Origin of the sequence: Methanomicrobium sp. W14, from assembly GCF_017875315.1 — an archaeon.
In the GTDB taxonomy this organism is placed as follows: Archaea; Halobacteriota; Methanomicrobia; order Methanomicrobiales; family Methanomicrobiaceae; genus Methanomicrobium.
Genome location: NZ_JAGGMM010000002.1, coordinates 386153 through 409827 on the forward strand (window position 1 = coordinate 386153; position 23675 = coordinate 409827).

General features: G+C 40.6%; 17 protein-coding genes and 2 CRISPR repeat arrays. Of the genes, 8 read left to right on the forward strand and 9 right to left on the reverse strand.

Annotated elements, in window-relative coordinates; genetic code table 11:
- Positions 1–78: 78 nt before the first annotated feature.
- From J2128_RS07770 to J2128_RS07780, 3 genes are all read left to right on the forward strand, one after another.
- Complete coding sequence (locus tag J2128_RS07770; RefSeq protein WP_209690568.1) at positions 79–1329, forward strand: 3-isopropylmalate dehydratase large subunit; 1251 nt, start codon at positions 79–81, stop codon at positions 1327–1329.
- A 2-nt stretch (positions 1330–1331) separates the two neighbouring features.
- Positions 1332–1799: a 3-isopropylmalate dehydratase small subunit gene (locus J2128_RS07775; RefSeq protein ID WP_209690569.1), complete on the forward strand. Its 468-nt coding sequence runs from the start codon at positions 1332–1334 to the stop codon at positions 1797–1799.
- Positions 1800–1874: 75 nt separating this feature from the next.
- Positions 1875–2999: an isocitrate/isopropylmalate dehydrogenase family protein gene (locus tag J2128_RS07780; RefSeq protein WP_209690570.1), complete on the forward strand. Its 1125-nt coding sequence runs from the start codon at positions 1875–1877 to the stop codon at positions 2997–2999.
- Between the two features lie 73 nt (positions 3000–3072).
- Here the strand turns inward: J2128_RS07780 and J2128_RS07785 are convergent, their stop codons facing one another.
- From J2128_RS07785 to J2128_RS07805, 5 genes are all read right to left on the reverse strand, one after another.
- Positions 3073–3675 (reverse strand): YitT family protein, encoded by a 603-nt coding sequence (locus J2128_RS07785; protein WP_245323471.1) that lies wholly within the window; start codon positions 3673–3675, stop codon positions 3073–3075.
- A gap of 180 nt (positions 3676–3855) precedes the next feature.
- A CRISPR array of direct repeats spans positions 3856–7571; the repeat unit is 37 nt; unit sequence GTTTCAATCCTTGTTTTATTGGATGTAGTTCTTCAAG.
- A gap of 360 nt (positions 7572–7931) precedes the next feature.
- Entirely contained in the window at positions 7932–8522 is a 591-nt protein-coding gene (cas4, locus tag J2128_RS07790) for a CRISPR-associated protein Cas4 (RefSeq protein ID WP_245323473.1), read from the reverse strand.
- Positions 8522–8815: a CRISPR-associated endonuclease Cas2 gene (gene cas2, locus J2128_RS07795; protein WP_209690572.1), complete on the reverse strand. Its 294-nt coding sequence runs from the start codon at positions 8813–8815 to the stop codon at positions 8522–8524. Before cas2 ends, cas4 begins: the two co-directional genes overlap by 1 nt.
- Positions 8812–9801 carry a CRISPR-associated endonuclease Cas1 gene (gene cas1, locus J2128_RS07800; RefSeq protein WP_209690573.1) on the reverse strand — a complete coding sequence of 330 codons (990 nt, stop codon included), beginning with the start codon at positions 9799–9801 and terminating at the stop codon, positions 8812–8814. The genes cas2 and cas1 overlap by 4 nt, the downstream gene beginning before the upstream one ends.
- Before the next feature lie 27 nt (positions 9802–9828).
- Entirely contained in the window at positions 9829–10488 is a 660-nt protein-coding gene (locus J2128_RS07805; protein WP_245323476.1) for a CRISPR-associated endonuclease Cas6, read from the reverse strand.
- Positions 10489–10613: 125 nt separating this feature from the next.
- On the opposite strand from J2128_RS07805, the gene J2128_RS07810 reads away from it, so the two are divergent.
- From J2128_RS07810 to cas3, 4 genes are read left to right on the forward strand one after another with little or no spacing between them, the layout of a single operon-like run.
- Entirely contained in the window at positions 10614–12515 is a 1902-nt protein-coding gene (locus tag J2128_RS07810; RefSeq protein WP_209690574.1) for a TIGR02556 family CRISPR-associated protein, read from the forward strand.
- Positions 12508–13422 (forward strand): type I-B CRISPR-associated protein Cas7/Csh2, encoded by a 915-nt coding sequence (cas7b, locus tag J2128_RS07815; RefSeq protein ID WP_209690575.1) that lies wholly within the window; start codon positions 12508–12510, stop codon positions 13420–13422. The genes J2128_RS07810 and cas7b overlap by 8 nt, the downstream gene beginning before the upstream one ends.
- Before the next feature lie 11 nt (positions 13423–13433).
- Positions 13434–14141 (forward strand): type I-B CRISPR-associated protein Cas5b, encoded by a 708-nt coding sequence (gene cas5b / locus J2128_RS07820; protein WP_209690576.1) that lies wholly within the window; start codon positions 13434–13436, stop codon positions 14139–14141.
- Positions 14128–16545, forward strand: a complete 2418-nt coding sequence (cas3, locus tag J2128_RS07825; protein ID WP_209690577.1) for a CRISPR-associated helicase Cas3' — start codon at positions 14128–14130, stop codon at positions 16543–16545. The genes cas5b and cas3 overlap by 14 nt, the downstream gene beginning before the upstream one ends.
- 73 nt (positions 16546–16618) lie before the next feature.
- Here the strand turns inward: cas3 and J2128_RS07830 are convergent, their stop codons facing one another.
- The 3 genes from J2128_RS07830 to J2128_RS07840 form a co-directional block, all read right to left on the reverse strand.
- Positions 16619–17230, reverse strand: a complete 612-nt coding sequence (locus J2128_RS07830; protein ID WP_209690578.1) for a histidine phosphatase family protein — start codon at positions 17228–17230, stop codon at positions 16619–16621.
- A 109-nt stretch (positions 17231–17339) separates the two neighbouring features.
- The gene (locus tag J2128_RS07835) at positions 17340–18056 is read right to left on the reverse strand and encodes a cyclopropane-fatty-acyl-phospholipid synthase family protein (RefSeq protein WP_209690579.1); all 717 of its coding nucleotides are present in this window, start codon (positions 18054–18056) and stop codon (positions 17340–17342) included.
- Positions 18057–18368: 312 nt separating this feature from the next.
- Positions 18369–20096: a CRISPR direct-repeat array (repeat unit 37 nt; unit sequence GTTTCAATCCTTATTTTACTGGATGTAGTTCTTCAAG).
- 292 nt (positions 20097–20388) lie between these two features.
- On the reverse strand, positions 20389–20943 hold the full coding sequence (locus J2128_RS07840; protein WP_209690580.1) for a DUF2284 domain-containing protein: 555 nt from the start codon (positions 20941–20943) through the stop codon (positions 20389–20391).
- Positions 20944–21269: 326 nt separating this feature from the next.
- On the opposite strand from J2128_RS07840, the gene J2128_RS07845 reads away from it, so the two are divergent.
- On the forward strand, positions 21270–22493 hold the full coding sequence (locus tag J2128_RS07845) for a HEAT repeat domain-containing protein (protein WP_209690581.1): 1224 nt from the start codon (positions 21270–21272) through the stop codon (positions 22491–22493).
- On the opposite strand, the gene J2128_RS07850 is transcribed toward J2128_RS07845, so the two are convergent.
- Positions 22481–23668: an MFS transporter gene (locus J2128_RS07850; protein ID WP_209690582.1), complete on the reverse strand. Its 1188-nt coding sequence runs from the start codon at positions 23666–23668 to the stop codon at positions 22481–22483. The genes J2128_RS07845 and J2128_RS07850 overlap by 13 nt on opposite strands.
- Positions 23669–23675 lie beyond the last annotated feature (7 nt).

Here is a 23675-nt window from a genome sequence, read left to right on the forward strand (position 1 = left end):
AGTGAAATATATCTTTGATATTTCAGGTATTTTCAGTCTGGCTTTCATAAAGATAAATTTCATGGATGTGACTTTAAAATGGGAATGACGATATCCGAGAAGATATTTTCACGCCACTGCAAAAAGGGCTGCAAAGCGGGTGATGTCGTGATGGCACCTGTTGACGCCGCGATGATACATGACATCACCGGTCCTCTTGCGATAAATGTATTTCGCGATATGGGCGGGGATAAGGTCTTTGACCCGAAAAAGATAATCATGCTCTTTGACCACCAGATCCCGGCCGACTCCATAAATGCCGCGGAAAACCACGTGATGATGAGAGAGTTTGCGAAGGAACAGGGAATCTACAATTATGACATAAAAGAGGGAGTCTGCCACCAGGTGGTCCCCGAAAAGGGAAGGGTTAAGCCCGGAGACATTGTTGTAGGCTCGGACTCTCATACTTGCACCTACGGTGCACTTGGTGTGTTTGCCACGGGAATAGGTTCAACTGACATGGCTTATGTCCTGAAGTTCGGCGAACTTTACTTCAGGGTCCCGGAGACGATAAAAGTCAGTGCAGACGGAAAGTTCGGTGACAGGGTCGGCCCGAAGGACCTTATTTTAAGCCTTGCAGGCGACATCCGTGCCGACGGTGCGACATACAAGGCCCTTGAGTTCTGCGGGAGCACTTTTTTGGATATGGAGATTCCGGGAAGGCTTACCTGCTCTAATATGGCAATCGAGATGGGTGCAAAGGCGGGAATCGTTCCTCCTGACAAGAAGACGTGGGACTACCTCAAAGACAGGTGCACGTGCACCCCTTTCACTCTTGAAAGCGACCCTGACGCGAAGTATTCTGAAGAGCGTTCGTACGATGTATCAGAGCTTAACCCGAAGGTTGCCGTCCCGCATAATGTCGACAACGTCGTAGATGTCTCAGAAGTTGCCGGAAAGCACATAGACCAGGTCTTCATCGGGTCGTGCACAAACGGGAGGTTCGAGGACTTTAAGGAGGCGGCGGACATCCTCGGCGACAACGTCTTCTCGAAGGACGTGAGAGTGATTCTTGTCCCCGCGTCAAAGGACGAGTACGTAAAAGTCCTGAAGGCCGGACTTATCGAGAAGTTTATCGATGCGGGAGCGCTTGTCGAGGCCCCGTGCTGCGGCCCCTGCATGGGAGGAGCCTTCGGTCTTCTTGCACCGGGAGAGGTCTCTTTATCGACGTCCAACCGAAACTTCAGGGGAAGGCAGGGGAGCACAGAAGCTTTCGTTTACCTGTCCTCGCCTGCAACGGCGGCTGCAAGTGCGATAAAAGGTGTAATCACCGACCCAAGGGAGGTCTGATTATGGGAAGAGTGTGGAAGTTCGGGGACGACATCGATACCGACGCGATAATTCCGGGAAGGTTTCTTACGATATATGACCCTAAGGAGCTTGCATCGCATGCCTTTGAGGGCACACGTGACGAGTTTTCCAAAGAGGCGAAGGACGGCGACGTTATCGTGGGAGGCAAAAACTTCGGCTGCGGCTCGTCCCGTGAGCATGCCCCGATTGCGCTTAAGGGTGCAGGAGTCAAATATATTGTCGCAAAGTCTTTTGCAAGGATATTCTACAGGAACTCCATTAACACCGGAGTTCTTCCTGTGGTATGCAAAGATACGGACAAAATTTCAGACGGCGAAGAAGTTACCGTAAACCTGAAAGAGGCTTACATCGAAGCCGGCGGAAACAGGTATCCTCTTGAGCCTATCCCGGGGTTCATGCAGGAGATTGTCGATGCCGGAGGTCTTGTTGAATACGCAAAGAGGCGCTGAAAAGTTTTTGCGGGGAATTCCCCCGAATCTTTTCAGGATTTATATTATAATTACAGTTTGAGGCTTGTTAAGAGTATGACATTATATAAGGCGGCGTGCATGCCGGGAGACGGAATAGGACCTGAAATCATTGCCGAGGGCAGAAAGGTCCTGGATGCGGCCGGAGAGAAATTCGGTTTCGATATAGAGTGGACCGACTACGATACCGGTGCGGAGAAGTACCTTAAGACCGGTGAACTTATAACGGAGGACGAGTTAAAGGAGCTTTCCGGGTATCCTGCGATTTATTTTGGCGCTATCGGTGACGAGAGGGTAAAACCCGGAATTCTTGAGAAGGGAATCCTTCTTTCGATGAGGTTTTACTTCGACGAATATGTAAACTTAAGACCGGTAAAACTCCTGAAGGGCGTTGAGACCCCGCTTGCAAACAAGAAGCCGGAGGACATTGACTTTGTGGTGGTCCGTGAAAATACCGAGGACTTTTATGTCGGCATCGGGTCAAGGGCTAAGGCCGGAAAACAGAGGGACGAGCTTTCGGTTATGCGTGAACTCTACAGCGTTAAGTTTGGTGTCGATGTCGAGACCGATGCGGACGAGCTTGCATACCAGATAGGAGTTTTAAGCAGGCAGGGTTCGAAGCGTGTTATGGATTATGCGTTCTCTCTTGCGGAGTCAAGGGACAAAAAAGTTACTTCCGTTGACAAGGCAAACGTCCTGACCGACGTATACGGCCTCTGGCGCGAGGTGTTCGAGGAGACGAAAAAGAGCTATCCGGACGTTGCAACCGAGTACAACTTTGTCGATGCCGTTACGATGTGGTTCGTCAAAAACCCGGAGTGGTTTGACGTCCTGGTTACACCCAATATGTTCGGCGACATCATAACCGATCTCGGAGCGATGATCCAGGGAGGTCTCGGCCTTGCACCCGGCGGAAACATCAACCCGAAGGGGACGTCGATGTTTGAGCCTATTCACGGCTCGGCACCCAAGTACAGGGGCAAAAATGTTGCAAACCCTCTTGCGACAATCTGGGCAGGTTCACTTTTGCTTGACACTCTCGGAGAGAAGGAAGCGGCGAATGCGGTCGTTTCGTCAATCGAGCATTCGATAGAGAAAAAAGCCGTGACACGGGATATGGGAGGTTCGATGAGGACCTCTGATATCGGCGAGTGGATATCGAAGGATATCCTGAACGGATAAAGAATATATCTTTTTTTTAAAATATCAGTCGGGTTTTGTTATTGTCTTTTTTCAGGTGTCTGAAAATATTTTTTTAGTCTGGTTTTCGTTTAAAGAAACTCAGCCTGTTCATGTACCTGACCATCGTCCCGATTAAAAGTGCTGCCGCGATTGTCCCCTCACGTACTCCTGCAAGGTAGCCCATAAATATAAATGACAGGAGAGCTGCGATGATGACCATAGAGGAGTCAAAGAATACTTTAATCCTCCCGTATTCAGCTTTAAGGACCTTTGATATTACAAGAATCAGCGATTCCGCTGCAAGCATCAGGATGTGAGCCTTAAGAAGGAAGCATACACCGAGTGCTATTAATACGCAGCTTAAAAGGCAGAATATCCACTGTGGCAGGTAGCCTGATATAAGCATGTCCGACATTAGCATCATGTTCAAATCGATGAATGCACTGAATACGAAGGTTATTAATACCTGTGCCAGCTGGTAAGGCGGGAACTTATCCCTTAGTATTAAGTACTGGAAGAAAATGAACGCCGAGTTCATAATAAACGTCCATTCTCCTATTGTCAGAGGAAGGCCGAGGCTTAATACGTAGGGTATGCAAGATACCGGAGACGTTCCGAGGTCCGCTTTTGTCGACAGTGCGATTCCTGCGGCTGTAAGAAAAAGGCCCGTGACCATATAAAATGCCCGCAGCATGAAATCCAGGCTGATATTTGTTGTTTGAATATTTTTTGACTGCAGTATTGATTTCGATTTAAATTTCGTCATTAATTGCAGGTTATATGTTGTGTTTCGTTTTAGAAAAGGCTATCATTAGTTGTCTGTTTTTTAGACCCTTAGTAAGGATTTGGGCAGTTATTTTCAATCCTTGTTTTACTGGATGTAATTCTTGAAGGTCGTATCATAGAAGTTGAAGAGGGCTTCTAATGTGAGTTTCAACCCTTGTTTTATTGGATGTAGTTCTTCAAGTAAACAAGTACAATCCGTTTTGGTATTGAAAATATGTTTCAATCCTTGTTTTATTGGATGTAGTTCTTCAAGCCTTGCTGAAATTGACTGGCACAATGAAACCATAAAATGTTTCAATCCTTGTTTTATTGGATGTAGTTCTTCAAGTGTGCAGGTTTCACTTAACGAGATATTACCAAACGGGTTTCAATCCTTGTTTTATTGGATGTAGTTCTTCAAGCTGTATACCTAGGAGCTGATCAATTTTGGGACTACGTTTCAATCCTTGTTTTATTGGATGTAGTTCTTCAAGGCTTGTCGAGATCGGGACTCCAAGAGCACAGGCCAAGTTTCAATCCTTGTTTTATTGGATGTAGTTCTTCAAGCTCTTCTGCAAACTTTTTCAGGTGGATATAAGCAATGTTTCAATCCTTGTTTTATTGGATGTAGTTCTTCAAGAACAGGTGGCACGCAGTATCCAAGAATCCTGGTTAGTTTCAATCCTTGTTTTATTGGATGTAGTTCTTCAAGAAAACCGGTAAAGAAAGAATCCTCAGACTTGCTGAATGGTTTCAATCCTTGTTTTATTGGATGTAGTTCTTCAAGTCAATTGGTATATTGCAAAGGCTGTAAGAGATAGAAGTTTCAATCCTTGTTTTATTGGATGTAGTTCTTCAAGCTGCAATGTACCATTAGAAGACAAAGAAACAAATTCAGAGTTTCAATCCTTGTTTTATTGGATGTAGTTCTTCAAGAGCATGATTTAGACCTTTTGCTTTCTCAAAACCGTAGTTTCAATCCTTGTTTTATTGGATGTAGTTCTTCAAGGCGGTTTACTGCTCCGTCTCAGTCCGAGGAGTCTGATGTTTCAATCCTTGTTTTATTGGATGTAGTTCTTCAAGTGCGTTTCAAGGCTCTTTTACGGGTGTCAATGCAGTCGTTTCAATCCTTGTTTTATTGGATGTAGTTCTTCAAGGTGGCCTCTGCGAACTATGTATCACCATATACATAGAGTTTCAATCCTTGTTTTATTGGATGTAGTTCTTCAAGCACTGCATGCCAACCGATACGGTACGTTTTGACAACCAGGTTTCAATCCTTGTTTTATTGGATGTAGTTCTTCAAGATGATAGGTTTGGGGAAGAGGTTGCAACAGATTTTGGTTTCAATCCTTGTTTTATTGGATGTAGTTCTTCAAGACTATTTTCATTCATTTGCTACACCTATGATTTTTGAGTTTCAATCCTTGTTTTATTGGATGTAGTTCTTCAAGACAAGGGACGTAATCAATCGCTCCGGTCTCAGTATGTTTCAATCCTTGTTTTATTGGATGTAGTTCTTCAAGAGTGCGAGAAACAAAACATGCATCAGCAGCATCCTGGTTTCAATCCTTGTTTTATTGGATGTAGTTCTTCAAGATTTTACCTTCAAACTGCGAACTACTTGATCCTCATTTGTTTCAATCCTTGTTTTATTGGATGTAGTTCTTCAAGTAGATTCCATTTGCGGGTATGGCAGCCGGGGCAACGTGGTTTCAATCCTTGTTTTATTGGATGTAGTTCTTCAAGAACGTTTGTTTCATCATTAGGAAAACTGAAACTGGCTCTGTTTCAATCCTTGTTTTATTGGATGTAGTTCTTCAAGCATTCAAAAACCAAGTTACAGAGGCCGAAGAAGAAACAGTTTCAATCCTTGTTTTATTGGATGTAGTTCTTCAAGTTGATCAAATGCTTCGGCTTGGTCTCTTGTCCCCCGCAGTTTCAATCCTTGTTTTATTGGATGTAGTTCTTCAAGGAATGGACAGATTACAGAACACGTGATACAGAGATTTGAGTTTCAATCCTTGTTTTATTGGATGTAGTTCTTCAAGGACGAATTAGAATAACTATGATCCGTTGAATCATCGAGTTTCAATCCTTGTTTTATTGGATGTAGTTCTTCAAGTTCAAGTATTGTTAGGGTTTTGCCTGTACCCATATCCAGTTTCAATCCTTGTTTTATTGGATGTAGTTCTTCAAGATTTTATGCAATAACCGGAATAACCGACATGAACACAAGTTTCAATCCTTGTTTTATTGGATGTAGTTCTTCAAGATTACGGAGGTACGCATTACAGAGGTCTGCATCTGGTTTCAATCCTTGTTTTATTGGATGTAGTTCTTCAAGGAAGAATAAACATTAGAGTACACAAGGCCAGATGTAGTTTCAATCCTTGTTTTATTGGATGTAGTTCTTCAAGGCATTACGGAGGTTTGCATATGGTTTCAATCCTTGTTTTATTGGATGTAGTTCTTCAAGTGCGAACCCATAAGTTCAGATATTTTGTTTTTGTGGTTTGTTTCAATCCTTGTTTTATTGGATGTAGTTCTTCAAGTTCGGATATCTATCTTGACGAAGGTTACAATTATTTGTTTCAATCCTTGTTTTATTGGATGTAGTTCTTCAAGTCTCAGGTTATGGTATTGCAGGCTGTGACGTAATCAGTTTCAATCCTTGTTTTATTGGATGTAGTTCTTCAAGAATATACCTGAAAGCAACGCAACAATAAGATTTAATTGGTTTCAATCCTTGTTTTATTGGATGTAGTTCTTCAAGTGAAGGAGTCAGAACGTCGTCAGAAATAGTTTTCTGGTTTCAATCCTTGTTTTATTGGATGTAGTTCTTCAAGAACGTCCCTTTTCTCTTTTCCTGCAATCTTTTTCTTGTTTCAATCCTTGTTTTATTGGATGTAGTTCTTCAAGTATATTCGTTGTCATCGGCTTTGCATAGTTTACCGTTGTTTCAATCCTTGTTTTATTGGATGTAGTTCTTCAAGTTTATCATGCTTTCACTTCTGTTGGTGGACAGGTGTGTTTCAATCCTTGTTTTATTGGATGTAGTTCTTCAAGCAGGTCTTATAACAATTGCAATTTCATTATCAGGCCGTTTCAATCCTTGTTTTATTGGATGTAGTTCTTCAAGTACAGAAAAGATATCACATACAGTGCCACCCACCCTGTTTCAATCCTTGTTTTATTGGATGTAGTTCTTCAAGTTTAGGCGTGCTGTCTATTTGTTATCCTCGATTGAAGTTTCAATCCTTGTTTTATTGGATGTAGTTCTTCAAGTAGGTTCCTGAGAATATATAGGTTTTGATGTATGTAGTTTCAATCCTTGTTTTATTGGATGTAGTTCTTCAAGGTCGAAACCACCCCCCGGAAACCGTAGGAAGCGTTTCGAGTTTCAATCCTTGTTTTATTGGATGTAGTTCTTCAAGATAATCTGTATGTTTGCTATAACAATATGGGGCTTGTTTCAATCCTTGTTTTATTGGATGTAGTTCTTCAAGCGGGCGGAAACAGAAATCATTGGAGAAGCTCACCAGTTTCAATCCTTGTTTTATTGGATGTAGTTCTTCAAGTGCAAAGGATGCCCGCATCAGAGCACCTGCAAAATTCTGTTTCAATCCTTGTTTTATTGGATGTAGTTCTTCAAGTTAGATGCAGAATGTAAGCGGACGAAATTATCCAAAAAGTTTCAATCCTTGTTTTATTGGATGTAGTTCTTCAAGCATATTTGGAAAATGAGTTGTAAAAGGAGGTGAAATTGAGTTTCAATCCTTGTTTTATTGGATGTAGTTCTTCAAGAGCAGGCAATTTTTCTTCTTTTTACGTATAAACCGTGATTTCTGCCCGAAATTATGGTTGTGTTTTCTTCTGGCAAAATTATCAAACCCTTTATAAATATAAGAAAAAGTAACTCCTGCTACACGAGTAAATAAGTCCTACAGATTAATAAATTAAACTGAGGTTTATCTGTCTATATCTTATCCCTCAAGATTTAATCATGTTTTGATATCTAAGCTTTTAATGAAATCTTTTCAAATTAATTAAATATTCAAAAACAAATAACTGAAAACTAATAACTGTTGTGCATTCAGTTCTGTTATTTTCATAGATTCTGCTCATACCGCTTGCCGAACAGGTTGCTGTTTTTCTTTTATTTTTTCATGTACAGATGTTTCTGTAGCAGCAGTCGGTGCATTTGTTGATATTTTTCTTTGTCTTCGGGTAAAATCCGGTTCTGATAATATTTAGGATATCAGAAATCTCTGCCTTTACTTTATCGACGTCACTCTGCCTGATATCCATTTCAACCAGTTTATGGTTGCTTCTTACATAGCATACGAAGCTTCGGTCCACTTTTTTGCCGTAGTTTTCCTCAATAAGTATTGACTGGAGAATAAGCTGTGACTTCGTGGTCCTAAACAGATTGTCTTTATACTCCGCGAACTTGTATTCAAGGGGAGCTGCTTTACCGTCGTTTAGAAATAAAATTTCATCTAAAATTCCCTTGAAATGGTATTTTTGGGATGCAAGAAAAACGTCGAACTCACGTGACTGTGCACCTATCTTCTTTCTGATGTAGTTTCTGTTGACCTGCGTTACTTTTTTGTGAATCTCTCTCCCCTCGAGGACCTTGAACCTAAGCTCTTCGTGCTGCGGGATGTCGAGACAGTAAATGAAATAGATGAATCTCGGACAGAACTCGTATTCCAAAACGTCTGATATATTGATTATCGGGTTTTTGTCGTCCATCAGAAAAACCTCGTTATGATTTCGTCTGATACATATTTCTTGTCAAAAGCCTGGCCGAGAAGAGTGATGCCCTCAAAAGTCGCCTTGTCCATAGGAAAGATGTATACGGAATCGGCTTCCGGGTCAATAATGCTCTCAATTTCAAGTATAACGGAGTCCCTTGAATTTGAATTGATGTCTCCTAAAAATACGCTTTTCTGGACCCTGTACAGACCGGCGTCTTTGCAGATTTTAACGACTTTGGAGCGGGTTTTGTTTTTGACTATGTCGTATATAACCCATACGAGAGTCATCCCAAAACCTCGTTTTCATATTTTAAAAGCCGGTTGGCAATGTTGTGGCAGTCGGCCCGGATTATATTTTTCTTCATCATATTCTTTCCGGAATATGAAATTTTTTCTTCGAGGCTCTGGTTTATAGCTGCAATCATAGCTTTTTTGCCGTCTGCGTTAAGATAGAGACCTCCCGGAATCTCGTCAAAATAATCCTCACTGACCATTTTTTTCGTGAAGAGGAAGACTACCGGGACGTCTATGAAAATCCTGTATTTTTCGATGAGATCAAAGACAAATGACATCTTGTTGTAGTTGTCAACATGCAGAAAACCTGCAAACGGGTCAAGCCCGGATATGATGCAGGATTTTTCAACGACCGAATAAAGCATGCCGTAGCCATAATTTAAAAGGCAGTTGAACCCGTCTTTTGCCGGATTTCTGCTTCTCCCGTTGAACTTCCAGGTATCCGTCATCACTGTGCTTAAGACTTCAAAGTACTTCTTTGAACAGGAGCCTTCGTATCCCATAACAGTGCCCCTTATTTCATCAGGCGTCCCTGAAAGTGCGTTTATTTTATCCGGAAAAGAAGACATGAAGGATATTGCGTCGTCAAAAATTTCACCGGTTTTGGGTCTGTTCTTTTTTAGGTATTTTATAAAGCCAATCTGGTTGTTGATCTTTTCATTCATCCACTCTTTGGATAGTTCAGTTCCGATTCTGTTTCTTCCCGCCTCTATCTGTATCCTCCTGATAAGGTTAGTACTGCCGAATTTTGAGTGCCAGACTCTGCCGTACGGGTTTCCGTATTTGTCAAGAAAAACAATGTCTATATTTTTTGAAAGTGCAAGTTCTACGGCATCCGATGAAATTCCGGCAGAGCCTGTAATGAGTATCGTATTTATTTTGTCGGCGGCAATCTCGTTTGACCCTTCTTTTGTTTTGATTAAAAAGAGATTGCCCTTCTTTTTAAGAAAAGACCCCCAAGTGTTTATTACAAGATCCATTTAACGTTTCACCTTAAATTCATTAGTTCATTTTATCTCCTCTACAGCGCCAAAACCCCTGGATACCGATTTGCCGAGACCCATATAATCAGGAATTCTGAAGTTTACATAGAATTTTCCTAAAAATCCCATGTGGGTAATCGATTTTACAGATGTTTTGTAAGGCTTTAATTTAAGATCGCATTTTATTCTGTCGGGAACTGTATACCCAAGTGATTTCGACATGGACAGTATGTTGCCGGTAAGAATCCTTCTTAAAAAATCATTTCTTTCTTCTGAATTTTTAAGCCCGTAATACCTGTGATAGTTTTCCTGGTTTAGTCCTATCCATGGTGTCAGAAATCTGTATGCATGAAACTCTCCGGTTAAGCCGAATTCGGATTTATTCAGCCTGATATCCTTCTCACATATTTCGTAGACCGCGCTTCCAAGCCTTATTGAACCGTATTTGTCATATATTTCCTTAAGAACTTTGGCACCTTCGTTAATTCCTATTACAACCGGGACATTGTCTATTATTTTATACTGGACAAACGGATACCTGTAAATTAAACTGTCGGCATTATGCTGGTGAAGAAGAACATATTCGTTGAATTTTGTTGCGAAAAATCCCCTGAGCTGTGATGCCGAACCTTTGATTTCAGAATCTGAATAAAGTTTTAGCATAAAGATCTCAAGTTCAGTCATTATATTCTCTTTTTCCCCCTTGATTTTATAGATAGTGAACTTTTCCAAGAAATAAATAGCTTTTCAATTGAATTTCGTTAAAAATATATGCTATAAAGGCTACACAGAAAAAAGTGTGTTATCTGATGATTGACGCACTAAATAAAGTGGGGGAATATTCTCTTTCTGAATCAAAACTGGATCCTGAAAATTTTGAAGACTGTGTGGTTCTTCTTGCTGACAACCCGAAATCGTCCGAGAACTACAAAAAAGTCCTGAAAATTATGATAAACTCAGATGAAAAGCCTTTCAGGTATCAGGGAATTGATCTTGAGGACATTTCATCAAGTAAAATGAATTCTTATCTTTACAGAAAGGGAAGCGGTGCAAACGGACCTGATTCAACACCCACTTCCAGAATTACCGAACCTGAAAAAACACTGAAAACCAAGTTTTTCGGATGGTTCAAAAATATTAATGGTGATGGCGTTTACAGCTTAAATGAAGAGGAAAAAACCTTTTTAAAGGGTCTAGGTAGTTGTGTTGATGAAAACAGTGAAAAAATAACGGGGGATCTAAAGGAAAAATATACAGAACTTGAAAAAGGAACCGGGGCCATAATAACACTTGGTATAATAACAGGGGGAAAGCCTCATTATATCGGGGATTTTTCCACCTTTAAAAAATCTCTTGTGAACTCAGCAATTCAGGCATATTACAGCAAACACAACAAAAAGTCCATTGAAGAAGATAAAACCTGTTTTGTCTGCGGCAATAAAAGGGAAGTTTATGGTTTTGTAAGCACATATCCGTTTTATACCGTAAATAATATCGGTATGGTATCCGGAGGTTTTGATCAGTCGAAATCCTGGAAAAATTATCCTGTGTGCCTTGGATGTGCACTGACGCTTGAAGCCGGAAAAACATTCCTAAGCAGGCATTCTAAATTTAATTTTTGCGGATTTGATTATTTCCTTATTCCAAAACCTCTTCTTGAGAAAGATGAATCCGAAATTTATGACATTTTCAGGCAGTTTGATGATGAGGAGTTTAAGAAATTCACACTCTCAAAGAATTATTCAAACCTTCTTGATGCAACAAAAACTGAGGTCTTTGAGTATCTTTCTGAAAAAGAGAATTACTTTACCGTGGACCTGATGATTTATGAGGAAAACAACAGTGCGTTCAATATAATTATGCTTATCGAGGATATATTTCCTTCAAGGCTCGGAAAATTGTTTGAAGCCAAAAAAAAGGTGGAAATGATACCTTTTTTCAGCGGGAAAGAGTCCGTATATGACAGTAACCGGGAGTTCACCGGGAAAAGGGATCTTTTGTTTACTTTTGCTAATATCTGGCACTTCTTCGGGAAAGACAACAATCAGGACACAAGCAGTTATTTCCTGAGAATTGCAAAGAAAATCTTCCAGAATGAAGCTTTGGAAGCTGAAATTCTCTTCTCCGGATTTGTAAGGCGAATCCGTGCGCAGTACACAAACAAAAAACCACTCGATGAAACTCTTATGAGAAGCTTTCAGCTGCTGCTCTTTTTAAACGAACTTAAACTGTTAAAGGGAAATTATGGTGTAAAAATGATTGACGATGTAACGATTGAGAACTTAAAAAAGATGAATGATAAAACCGATTCAGAAGTAGCGGATATTCTGTTTGAAAGTTTTCCTGACTTTTTCAGCGACGATATAAAAAAATCCGTTTTTCTGGAGGGAGTACTTACGCAGAAGCTTTTGAACATTCAGTACCGTGAAAGGGGCAGTGATCCTTTCAGAAGTAAACTTCAGGGGTTAAAACTGGATGAAAAACTTATAAAGAGGCTTCTTCCGCAGATAGAGAACAAGCTTACAGAATACAAAAAGAACTACTATCGCGACCTTGAGGAGAAGATCTCGGTCCATATGATAGGTGCCGGGGAAAACTGGAAGATACCGAAAGATGAAATAAGCTATTATTTTGTGCTTGGAATGAATCTTGCAGACCTGTTTAAGAGAGAAAAAGAAGAAAAATCAGAGGACGATGAGAAAAATGAGTGAAATTAAGAATAGATCAGAAATTATTTTCATGTATGACATAAAGGACGCAAACCCTAACGGAGACCCGCTTGACGAGAATAAGCCCAGAATCGATGAAGACACAATGACGAACCTTGTCACTGATGTAAGGCTGAAAAGGACAATCAGGGATTACCTGTATGATTTCAAACATCAGGAGATCTTCATAAAAGAGACCAGAAATGAAAATGATACGCTGAAGACAAAAGAGGAGAGACTTGATTCACTTAATATAAAAACTCCTGACGAATTAATCGGCAAATGTGTTGATATTCGTCTCTTCGGAGCTACTACTGCAATAAAAAAGAAGAGTATAACTTTTACAGGTCCCGTCCAGTTCAGAATCGGAAGGTCAGTTCATCCTGTCCAGATGAAATACGTAAAAGGGACTACAACTATGCCTTCAGAAAAGGGTAAAAAGCAGGGCACTTTTACCGAGAATTATATCCTCCCGTATTCCCTGATAAGATTTTACGGAATCATAAACGAAAATGCCGCAAAAATAACGAAAATGACTGAAGAAGATGCAATGCTTCTTCTTGACGGCATGTGGAACGGAACGAAAAACCTGATCTCAAGGTCAAAGGCCGGTCAGGTACCAAGACTTCTTTTGAAAGTGAACTACAAAGAGGACGACTATCACATAGGTGATATAGGGGATATGATTCTGGCTGATTCTGAAAAACCTCTGGATGAGGTGAGGGACATCTCGGAACTTACACTCGAAATCGGTGAACTCATGAGATGTCTTTTTGCCAACAGCAGCAAAATACAGGATATAGAATATCAGGCTGACGGCAGGGTAATCTTTACTGAAAACAAAGAAAGAATCTCTCTTCAGGAAGCTCTTGGGAAAACAGGTATAAAGTTATCAGAACTTTCACTGTGAGGTGACAGCCTGTGGATAAACTGTTGGCCTTTGATATCTGGGGAGAATACGGGCATTTCAGGAAAATATACACGACGACTTCTCCTCTTACATATTCGGTTCCCACGAGAACCTCTCTGGCGGGGCTTATCGGAGCGATAGCAGGAATCGATAAGGATGAATATCTCAAATTTTCATCAAAATCATGTGAGAACCTTGCAGTGGGGCTCAACAGTCCTGTGGAAAAGGTTAGAATCCCTGAAAACCTTATAAAAACCGAAAGTGATTTCAAAAAGATGCATTGTATTACAAACAGGACTCAGATCCGTTTTGAATTCTTAAAAAATCCATCATTTCGTGTTTACTTCGCTCACTCGGACAAAAAACTGTATGAAAAGGTAAAGAGCCTTCTTTCCGGGCATAAGTGCATATATACGCCATGCCTTGGTATAAGCGAGCATATCGCGAGTTTTAAATTTGTGGGTGAATTTGAATATGAAACCGTTACATCGGGTGAAAAAGCAACTCTACACAGTGTAATCCCGGAATCAAAAGTAATTAAACTGGATTTTCAGGACAGTCTTGAATATATCTCGGAAAGACAGCCTGTTGAAATGGATGAAGACAGGTGCGTTCTTGAATACGACAATGTCGTATTTGAACGCTGTGCCAAACCAATATCTGCGAGCGTAAAGGATTTCTGCAAACTGGGCAGCGGTGACAATATTGTCTTCCTCTGAACTTTTTTCACACCCCCAAAAACCGCTTCGTATTCATCTCGAAAATGTCAAGGAATTTTCATTAAAATCATTAAATAGCAGAAAACCGGATTTTTCATCTATAGGAATAGATGACAAGTCTCTTTCTGTAATCGTAAAGTCAATTGCTCTTTCGCATGATTTCGGAAAGTCCACAAAATATTTTCAGGACTATCTTAAAGAGAGCATTGATTCCGGGATTAAAAGAACCGGTCCTCTGACAAACCACGGTCTTATATCTGCGGTATTCTGCTGGTATATTACGGGGAAAGAGGTTGAAAAATCGGTTGCCGACAAAGGTCTTTTTTCACTTATAAGGTATATTTCTTATGAGGTTGTCAGAAGGCATCACGGGGATATCGGCAATATATCAAATGAAATCCGTGATTTAAACGATGATAACAAATATCTGACGAAAGAACAGCTGAAGTCCATTGATCGCGGGTCTTTGTACTCTCTTTATGACGTAGAATTTAATAAAACAGATATTGACTGTTTTTTTGAAAATTACGATGCAATATTAAGCGATTTCTCAAAAGGAAAAAGGGTACGTGAATCCAGGAAATATCTTTTGGAGGAGAAGAGACTTGAATATACCCTTTTAGAACAGTACCTTTATTCATTACTTATCTCATCTGACAAATCTGATGCATCAGGTGTGTATCCTGAGTTGAGTTGTGCAGAACTTGATTCTTCTATGGCTGAGTCCTATATTGAAGGGAGATTCCCGGAAAAAGGCATAAATTTAGTCAGGATGAAAATATTCCGGGATATTAATTCTAAAGCTGAGAAACTGGATTTGAGTGACAGAATATATTCTATAAATGTCCCGACAGGCGGAGGCAAGACCCTTGCAGCCATCGGCTTTGCGCTGAAACTTAGAAACAGGGTCCATGATAAGATAAATCTCTACCCGAGAATAATATATTCACTTCCGTTTACAAGCATAATCGATCAGAACTTTGCGGTTTTTGAGGATGTTTATGAAAATTTTTACGGGAAAAAACCGGCAACAGATGTTTTGCTCAAACACCACCATTTGTCAGAAATCTATTACAGGTCAGAGAAAGGCGAGGAATATTCAACACGTGAGAGCAGGTATCTGATTGAGGGATGGAATTCTGAAATCATTGTCACGACGTTTGTACAGCTTTTTCATTCCCTGTTTTCAAACAGGAATCATACTCTTATTAAATATCATAATATTGTGAATTCGATAGTCCTTCTTGACGAGGTACAGTCGCTTCCTCCAAAATACTGGCCTGTGTTCAGAAAATATCTTGATGTATTTTCAAGGTTGTTCAACACATATTTCGTATTCATCACAGCAACCCAGCCTTTGATCTTTAAACCGGAAAAAGAGATAACCGAACTTTGTACAGGAAGAGACGAATATTTCAGGTCTTTTGACAGGGTAAGGATGAGATATTTCAAAGATCCTGTTAAAATGTGTGATTTCGAGTCTGTGTGCCTTAAAGACATTTTTGAAAATCAAAGGTCTGATTTCCTTTTCATAATGAATACAAAAAAATCAGCCCTTGATCTGTATGAGTACATAAAATCCAACCTTGCGGGAGAAGATTTGTCAGAATGTATTTTTCTTTCTACATATGTTGTACCGCATGACAGACTTGAAAAAATAAAGAAAATACGGTGCCTGAAAGGAAAAAAACGGTTGATTGTCGTAAGTACTCAGCTTGTTGAAGCCGGTGTCGATATCGACATGGACGTTGTCTACAGGGATTTCGGTCCTCTGGATTCGATAAATCAGGCTGCGGGCCGGTGCAACAGAAATTCCAGACTGAAATACGGGATTGTAAACATATATTCGGTTCTAAACGAAAATGGGAAAAGATTCTCGGATTTAGTGTATGATATAACCCTTCTGGACAAGACAAGGCGTGTTCTGGAAAACTGCACTGAGATTGAGGAAAGCAGATTTTTGGATATGAACAAACTTTATTTCAGTCTTTTGTCTGAAGCTGTAAGTAATGATGAGTCCGATGAAATTCTGGATTATTTGTATGTTTTAAGTCTTGAATCCGCTGAAAAAAAGTTTAAACTGATTAAGGATGAGTATCCCCAGGTTGATGTTTTTGTAGAGGCAGATTTGAATGCTTCCGCAATCTGGAAAGAGTATCAGGAAATTAAGTCTGTTAAGGACAGCCTTGAAAGAAGGGATAGATTTTACAGTATAAAGGGGAGTTTCCTGGATTACGTAATATCCGTTCCTAAGACGCATAAGGGATACGTCGGTTACGATGAAGACCTTAATATTGGGCATGTGAGCCTTGAGGAGGTAGAACAGGGCAATCTCTACGATGCGGATACCGGATATAAGACTCCTGACAAGGAATCACTTGGGGAAGGTGCTATCGTTTTCTGATTATGCCTGCTCTAAATTAGTCCTCTATAAAAAGTCAGGAGAAAAAATCATTAAAAAACCGTTAAAAAATTATTTATTCGGCTACAAAAGACATATCGCTTAACCTGCGGATGACTCGTTTTCCGTCATCTTTTAAATAAAGAAAGGAGACTCCGCCGGCTAAACCGGACAGGTCACATCTATTGAGGTCATCTGCATCCATGCCAAGCCAGATAGCATTGAGGATACTAAGAGTGTCACCGTGGGAAACGAGTATAACATTTGAATCACCGGAGGTAATAATTTCATTGACAAAAGGTAAAAGCCTGTCCCATACATCCTTTCTTGATTCGGCATCATCAAAGAAGCGGTCATAGACAGAGTGTTCCTGCCTCTGCATATTTTCCCTAAACCATTGCACCGATTTTCCCACGGCAGAGCCAAGGTTTCGTTCACGAAGTGCACCTGTGACTAGCGGGTGTAAGTTTAAGGTTTCAGCAATGATTTCTGCTGTATGTTTTGACCTGAGCAGATTGGAAGTATACATGCACCACTCCTGATCTTTAACTACCGGAGCAAGCCTTTGTGCAATTCGCTGAGCCTGCTGAACTCCAATTTCAGAGAGGTCCCAGTCTGTCCATGAGCCGATCATCCCGTTTATGTGATGTTGAGATTGTGTGTGCTGAACCGTAATGACAGTTTTCACGATTTGTTTCCTGTATTTTTATGGGGATATTTTTGGTTAAAAGCTATTTTTTGGTTCTTTTCACTTTCTATATTTCTTTTTTTGTACAGACCTCAGTGTTGTGTGTCTGTTATTTTTTTCGCAGGACGAAAGCGATAAAATTCAGGTATTTTCCGCCGCCTGCATTCATTGTTTTGCGGTCATTGACCGCAATCTCGTTTTCCTGGTTCAGCCAGTCAGCCCAGACATTCTCGTTGCTTTCCATCTCGTATATGGAAATAACCTCGGCATCCCGGCTGCTGTTCACGATTTCTGTCCAATAATTAATGTCCCTCAGGTAGGCAAGCTGCTCCGGCGTCCACGAGAGAAGCAATTCTTTTGGTAGATTATCATGGCAGTCCTTTTTCATGCCGGGTACGCAACAGTAGACGTACCCGCCGCTTTTGACGTAAGGAAGCAGTTTTGCATCTAAATATTTGGGGTCACGCCCCCAGAAATTATAGGAATCGGTGCTGACTACCGCATCGAAGAAGTCTTTTTCAAACGGCAGGGCGCCGGCGTCGGCCTTAACAGGTATTACCTGTTCACGGGTAAGCCCCATTTCATCAAAGAATTTACGGTTCTCCTGCGGGTCGCTCCACAAATCCGTGGCATAAACGGTAAAGCCATAATCTTTTACCAGCATAACGCTTGTAAGCCCTTGCCCGCTCCCGAGGTCACAGACGAGGCTTCCGGCAGGAATTTTATGATTTAAAAGCATTTCTTCCTGCAGTTTGAACGGGTTAGGCCCCATGATTTTAGCCAGTATTTCGGGGGTTTTGTATTTTTGGCTTTTAACGTACTCCATTGTGGTTACTCCTAATCTTTAGATATTGGTTTTGTCACTTTTGTATAGTTAAATTGTACCCTGCTCTCTTCTTTATAGAAGCTTCCTGCTTAACGATGCGGAAACAAAACGTCGATATTAAAAATCTGCCGTGTTGCCTTTTAAGGTTCATCGGTCATTTTTTATTGCGGCTAATACTTTATTACTGGTTTTTGGCGACAAGTGATATTTGCCTGCCGGGTCTTAAACAGGTACACCGCATAGTTATTCCTGGACCATAGTTACGCCTTCTATACACTCGACAGAATAGGATTACACAAGGACTATTTTCATGTTTCAATCCTTATTTTACTGGATGTAGTTCTTCAAGGTCGCTATTACCTGTCTTCTTTGTGATGTTCCCCCGTTTCAATCCTTATTTTACTGGATGTAGTTCTTCAAGTATATCATAGAAAGCCCGTCAGGCCGGGAATACACGTTTCAATCCTTATTTTACTGGATGTAGTTCTTCAAGTTCAATACTTATTCTTATATCTTCATATGAACCAGTTTCAATCCTTATTTTACTGGATGTAGTTCTTCAAGGGAAAATATCAAACTACAGTTGCAATTTATAATTCAAAGTTTCAATCCTTATTTTACTGGATGTAGTTCTTCAAGAATATAATAAGTCTCTGAATGTACCGAACCACTACAGGGTTTCAATCCTTATTTTACTGGATGTAGTTCTTCAAGGACATTAGCACCGCATTTCCTGCAGGTAATCAAAGACAGTTTCAATCCTTATTTTACTGGATGTAGTTCTTCAAGATAATACCCGTAACCCATGAATACCAGAGATGTTAGTTTCAATCCTTATTTTACTGGATGTAGTTCTTCAAGTCGTGATTGAGAGCGGAAGCAGGTTCACCACGAAGTCTAGTTTCAATCCTTATTTTACTGGATGTAGTTCTTCAAGTCCCCCAATCGCTCCGCAAAGTGCTCAATCCCCCCGTTTCAATCCTTATTTTACTGGATGTAGTTCTTCAAGTCAATAAGGTTTGTAGTGTCAATATTCAAATGATATTGTTTCAATCCTTATTTTACTGGATGTAGTTCTTCAAGTCGTAAGGTGAGCCATGAGCAGCACAATTAAGATCGAGTTTCAATCCTTATTTTACTGGATGTAGTTCTTCAAGTTGTTTTAACAATTCGGCGAAGTATTCGCCCGATTTCAGTTTCAATCCTTATTTTACTGGATGTAGTTCTTCAAGCGCAGAACTTACAATCAACAGACGCAGAACTTACAACATGTTTCAATCCTTATTTTACTGGATGTAGTTCTTCAAGTCTGATGAAAATTATAAAAGATATAATAAATTAAGTTTCAATCCTTATTTTACTGGATGTAGTTCTTCAAGGCAATGGTGATTGGATATCAAACAAAAGCAAACGAGTTTCAATCCTTATTTTACTGGATGTAGTTCTTCAAGTTTCTTCTTTGGTTCTTCTATACCGGCCTCTCTCTGTTTCAATCCTTATTTTACTGGATGTAGTTCTTCAAGGCCATTTTCTATCCAACCGGTGACTTTTCACCAGGCATAGTTTCAATCCTTATTTTACTGGATGTAGTTCTTCAAGATAAGGTCTGAAGGAAAATACTTACGAAAAACAGAAGTTTCAATCCTTATTTTACTGGATGTAGTTCTTCAAGGAGATTACAATTTTTCTGATCCGAATTTTGTGTATGGGTTTCAATCCTTATTTTACTGGATGTAGTTCTTCAAGTCCAAGTCCGGCTATATCAGCTATTCCCATTTTAAGTTTCAATCCTTATTTTACTGGATGTAGTTCTTCAAGCCGAATCTAAATTTCAAGTTTCCATTTTATACCTGTGAGTTTCAATCCTTATTTTACTGGATGTAGTTCTTCAAGATTCAAAAACCAAGTTACAGAGGCCGAAGACGAAACAGTTTCAATCCTTATTTTACTGGATGTAGTTCTTCAAGTGAATCGAATCCAAAGAAGCAAAACAAGTTCCAACCGTTTCAATCCTTATTTTACTGGATGTAGTTCTTCAAGAGCAGACAATTTTTCTTCTTTTTACGTATAAATAGTGATTTGAGCCTGAAATTTTGGTTATGTTTTCTTCTGGCAAAATTATCATACCCTTTATAAATAGAAGAAAAAAAGAACCTTTCCTTCAGGACATAAATATGTAGTCAATGCTAATAAATCAAACCTTTGAAGTCAAAGTCAAAAATCACACTCTCCTGCCTTTTCCTCTCTGAAAAAACTGAAGAAAAGACTATTCCGGCCGGAATAACCCGGCAAAGCAGGTTTGGTAAAAAACCCGCAAAAACTAAAAAAAGCGTTAAAAAAAGATTATGCTGAAATAAGTTACGGTATCAGGTCCGTTATAGTATTTTATGCCGCAGGTTTTGGCCAGTTTTGTTATTGAAATCCCGTAACCCTCTGCTGAAGGCTGCATCCTGTCCGGAAATCTGCACGGTTCATCAGGATAATTGCATGATTTGCATATTCTGCACCCTTCCGTTGAAAGAGCCAGTATTTTGTCAAAATGAGGCTCAAAAAGCTTTTTTACTTCTTCTGTAATGTCTTTGTGTTTCTTTGCAGCTTCAGCCCATTTGCAGAGTTTCTGCCTGACATTGCATTTTTTATCAATTGCCGTTAATGTGGTGAATACAAAGGCGTTTTTATATTCACTGCACCTGTCCGAACATTCTTCAATTGCCCCCACGGCAGGCGGACAGGCCCAGGATTTTCCGTACATCCCGCAGAGGTTTTTTTCGCATGCCTTTCTTACGTCCTCTGAAAAAGTAATATTTTCCGGTTTTGTAAAGGCGTATTCATGAATTCCCAGGTTGTTTTTTTCTTTTTTTATGAGTTCTGTGATATCACCGGTCATAACTACCACGCAAAAAGTCTCTTTTATTTAATTTTTCCCGTAACAGATGTCTACGACTGTCTGATGATGATTATCAAACTTAAATGTAATAAATCAAATTGATATAACAAACTAATTGAACGAATGGGGTTTTGCTTATATAATTTTTGAAAGAAATAAAAAATTTATTTGAATATTCTGTAAATTATTAAGATACCGGAACATGCAAAAGTAAACTTATTCCATATTATGCATCTTTTTTATCAGTTATTTTTGGAAAAATATTAAATCAAAGCAAAGAAACTTTTGAGTAAAGATCCAATAATATATATCAAGCCTGAATTTTTATGAAAACGAAAGATGCAGATTTTTTAAAAGTATACATACTGCTTGCATACTTCATTCTTGTCGGACTTCTGGCAGTCTACGCTTTCTCATCTTACAGCGGTGAGGTCGGCTTTATACTTTCGAGACTGACCCCTCACCTTATGTACATACCTCTGGTACTTACTGCACTGTGGTACCCGCAGAAAAAAGCCGCTCATATATTCATATTTCTTTTAATTGTTGTGGTCCTTGCAGTAGGATACCTGATTCAGGGATGGAGCCTTGACATCATATTTACTATATTTATTTCTCTGATATACCTGTGGGTATATTTTGCAATACTTCTTGTTCCCGAATGGAAGCCGGGGTCCCAGGAAAAAGATAAAAATTTCATTGAACTGCCGCAAAAAAGTAAACCCTGTGATAAGAACGGTGCTTACGAATCATATGAAAATGAAGAAGTAAACGGATCTTCAGGGTGCCATGAAATTTTTCCTGAACAGATTGAGCCTCTTATAGAGTCGTTCTGCATAAGGGACGACAAAGTCCTGGCAAACACATGCAGGTCGATAAAAGCTCTGGGCCCCCCGGCGGAAACTTACCTTTTAGATGCGCTTAAAAACCCGGATCCTACAATAAGGGAGAATTCTGCGAAAATACTTGGGGAAATCGGATCAGAAAAGGCTGTGTCTCTTCTTATAGAGGCTATGGACGACGAGTCAAAAAGGATGCACAACGCCTCTCTCCAGGCCCTTGCAAGGATAGGTGAACCTGCAAAAGTTCCTTTGACCGTGGCTTTAAGCGACAGGAGGTGGAGAGTCCGTGCCGGGAGCTGTGCAGCTCTTAGGATTCTGGGTGCAAAAGACTACCTGAAAAATATATCGCCTCTTCTCTTTGACGAAAACCATTATGTCAGAAAAGAGGCGGCAAAATCTCTCGGGAGACTTGGAGATATTTCAGTATCCGAGAATCTCTGCATCGCAATAAACGATGAATCGCGTGGTGTACGCCTTGCCTGTGCCTCCGCCCTCGGCAGGATAAAAGACCCGTGTTCTGTGGAGCATCTCCTGAACAGGTACAAATCCGAGACAGACCCTTTTGTAAGAAGGAGGATTGTTGAATCTCTGTGCTGCATAGGAGGGGAAAAAGCTCTAAGCGCTTTGAAATATGCGACATATGATTCTGACCAGGGCATCCGGTGTGTTTCAAAAGAGTATATTTACGGGAAGGGTCACTCAGAGTGACACTTTCCGGCTTTCTGTTTTAGAGTCTTCCACGGGTAAGGCACAAGGACGAAAAGTGCCAGTGCAATTATTATCGGCACCAAGAGGTATCTGAGCGCTTCAGGAACGGAAGTCAGGTCTGCAACGAAGCCCGTTGCCGCAACCCCCAGCCCTCCTGCACCGACTGCAAGACCGAGCATAAGCCCTGAAACCGTTCCTGTGCCCTTAGGTGCAAGTTCATGCGACATTGCAACGGTCACCGAGAACGTTGACCAGAGGAAATAACCGAATGCAACAAGCGCAATTATGGAAATTATGCCTTTTGTTCCGAGGAACAGAATAAACGGCGGAATTGCCGCTATAAGCCCGAAAAGGGTGTACTCCTTTCTTCCGTATTTGTCTGAGATTGTCGCACCGATAATCTGCCCTATGACTCCTGCGATAAGCATCAGTGATGTAAGGACGTTGGCCACTACAAGGCTGAAGCCCTCGTTTGTCAGGTATGTAGGAAGGTACGCGATTGATGCGAATATAACCCATGAGCGGAAGGCAGACGCTACTACAAGAAGCGTTATCGGGAGATACGGGAAAGTCTGCTCGCCGGGTACATGCTTTGATTCGTTAACTTCAGGGTTTTTGTTGAAATTTTTAGGAAGGACCTTTGTAAGGGCAAGGGCCATCAGAAGGCCGGGTATGAACAAGAGCCCTATGCCGTTAAGCCCATAGACTGCAACTACAAAACCCGCCAGGAGAGGGCCTATCGCAAAACCCAGATTTCCCCCTACGACGAAAAGAGAAGTAAGTTTACCCCTGTTTGCACCTTTTGCAAGCCTGCTTACAAGGCCAAGTGCGCTCGGGTGGAAGAAGGCGTGCCCGAATGCAGCGCCTATTCCGAAGAGCATCATCATGGTATAGCTGTGCTGGACGAATACCAGAAAGGACATGAAAAAGGCCGAGAACAGAATTGAGACAGGTACCGGTATGCTGATTCCTTTGTTGTCGTAGAGCCAGCCTATAACCGGCTGGGTGAAAGAGGACGTCAGGTTAAAGGCGGTAACCAGAAGACCTGCCAGGAAGTATGAATAACCGTTCTGCAGTATCAGAAGCGGCAGTATTGCTGGAAGAACAGGTGAATAAATGTCGTTTACTGCATGCGACACGGAAAGACCAAGTATAGAGCGGACATTATCTTCCATATTTTAT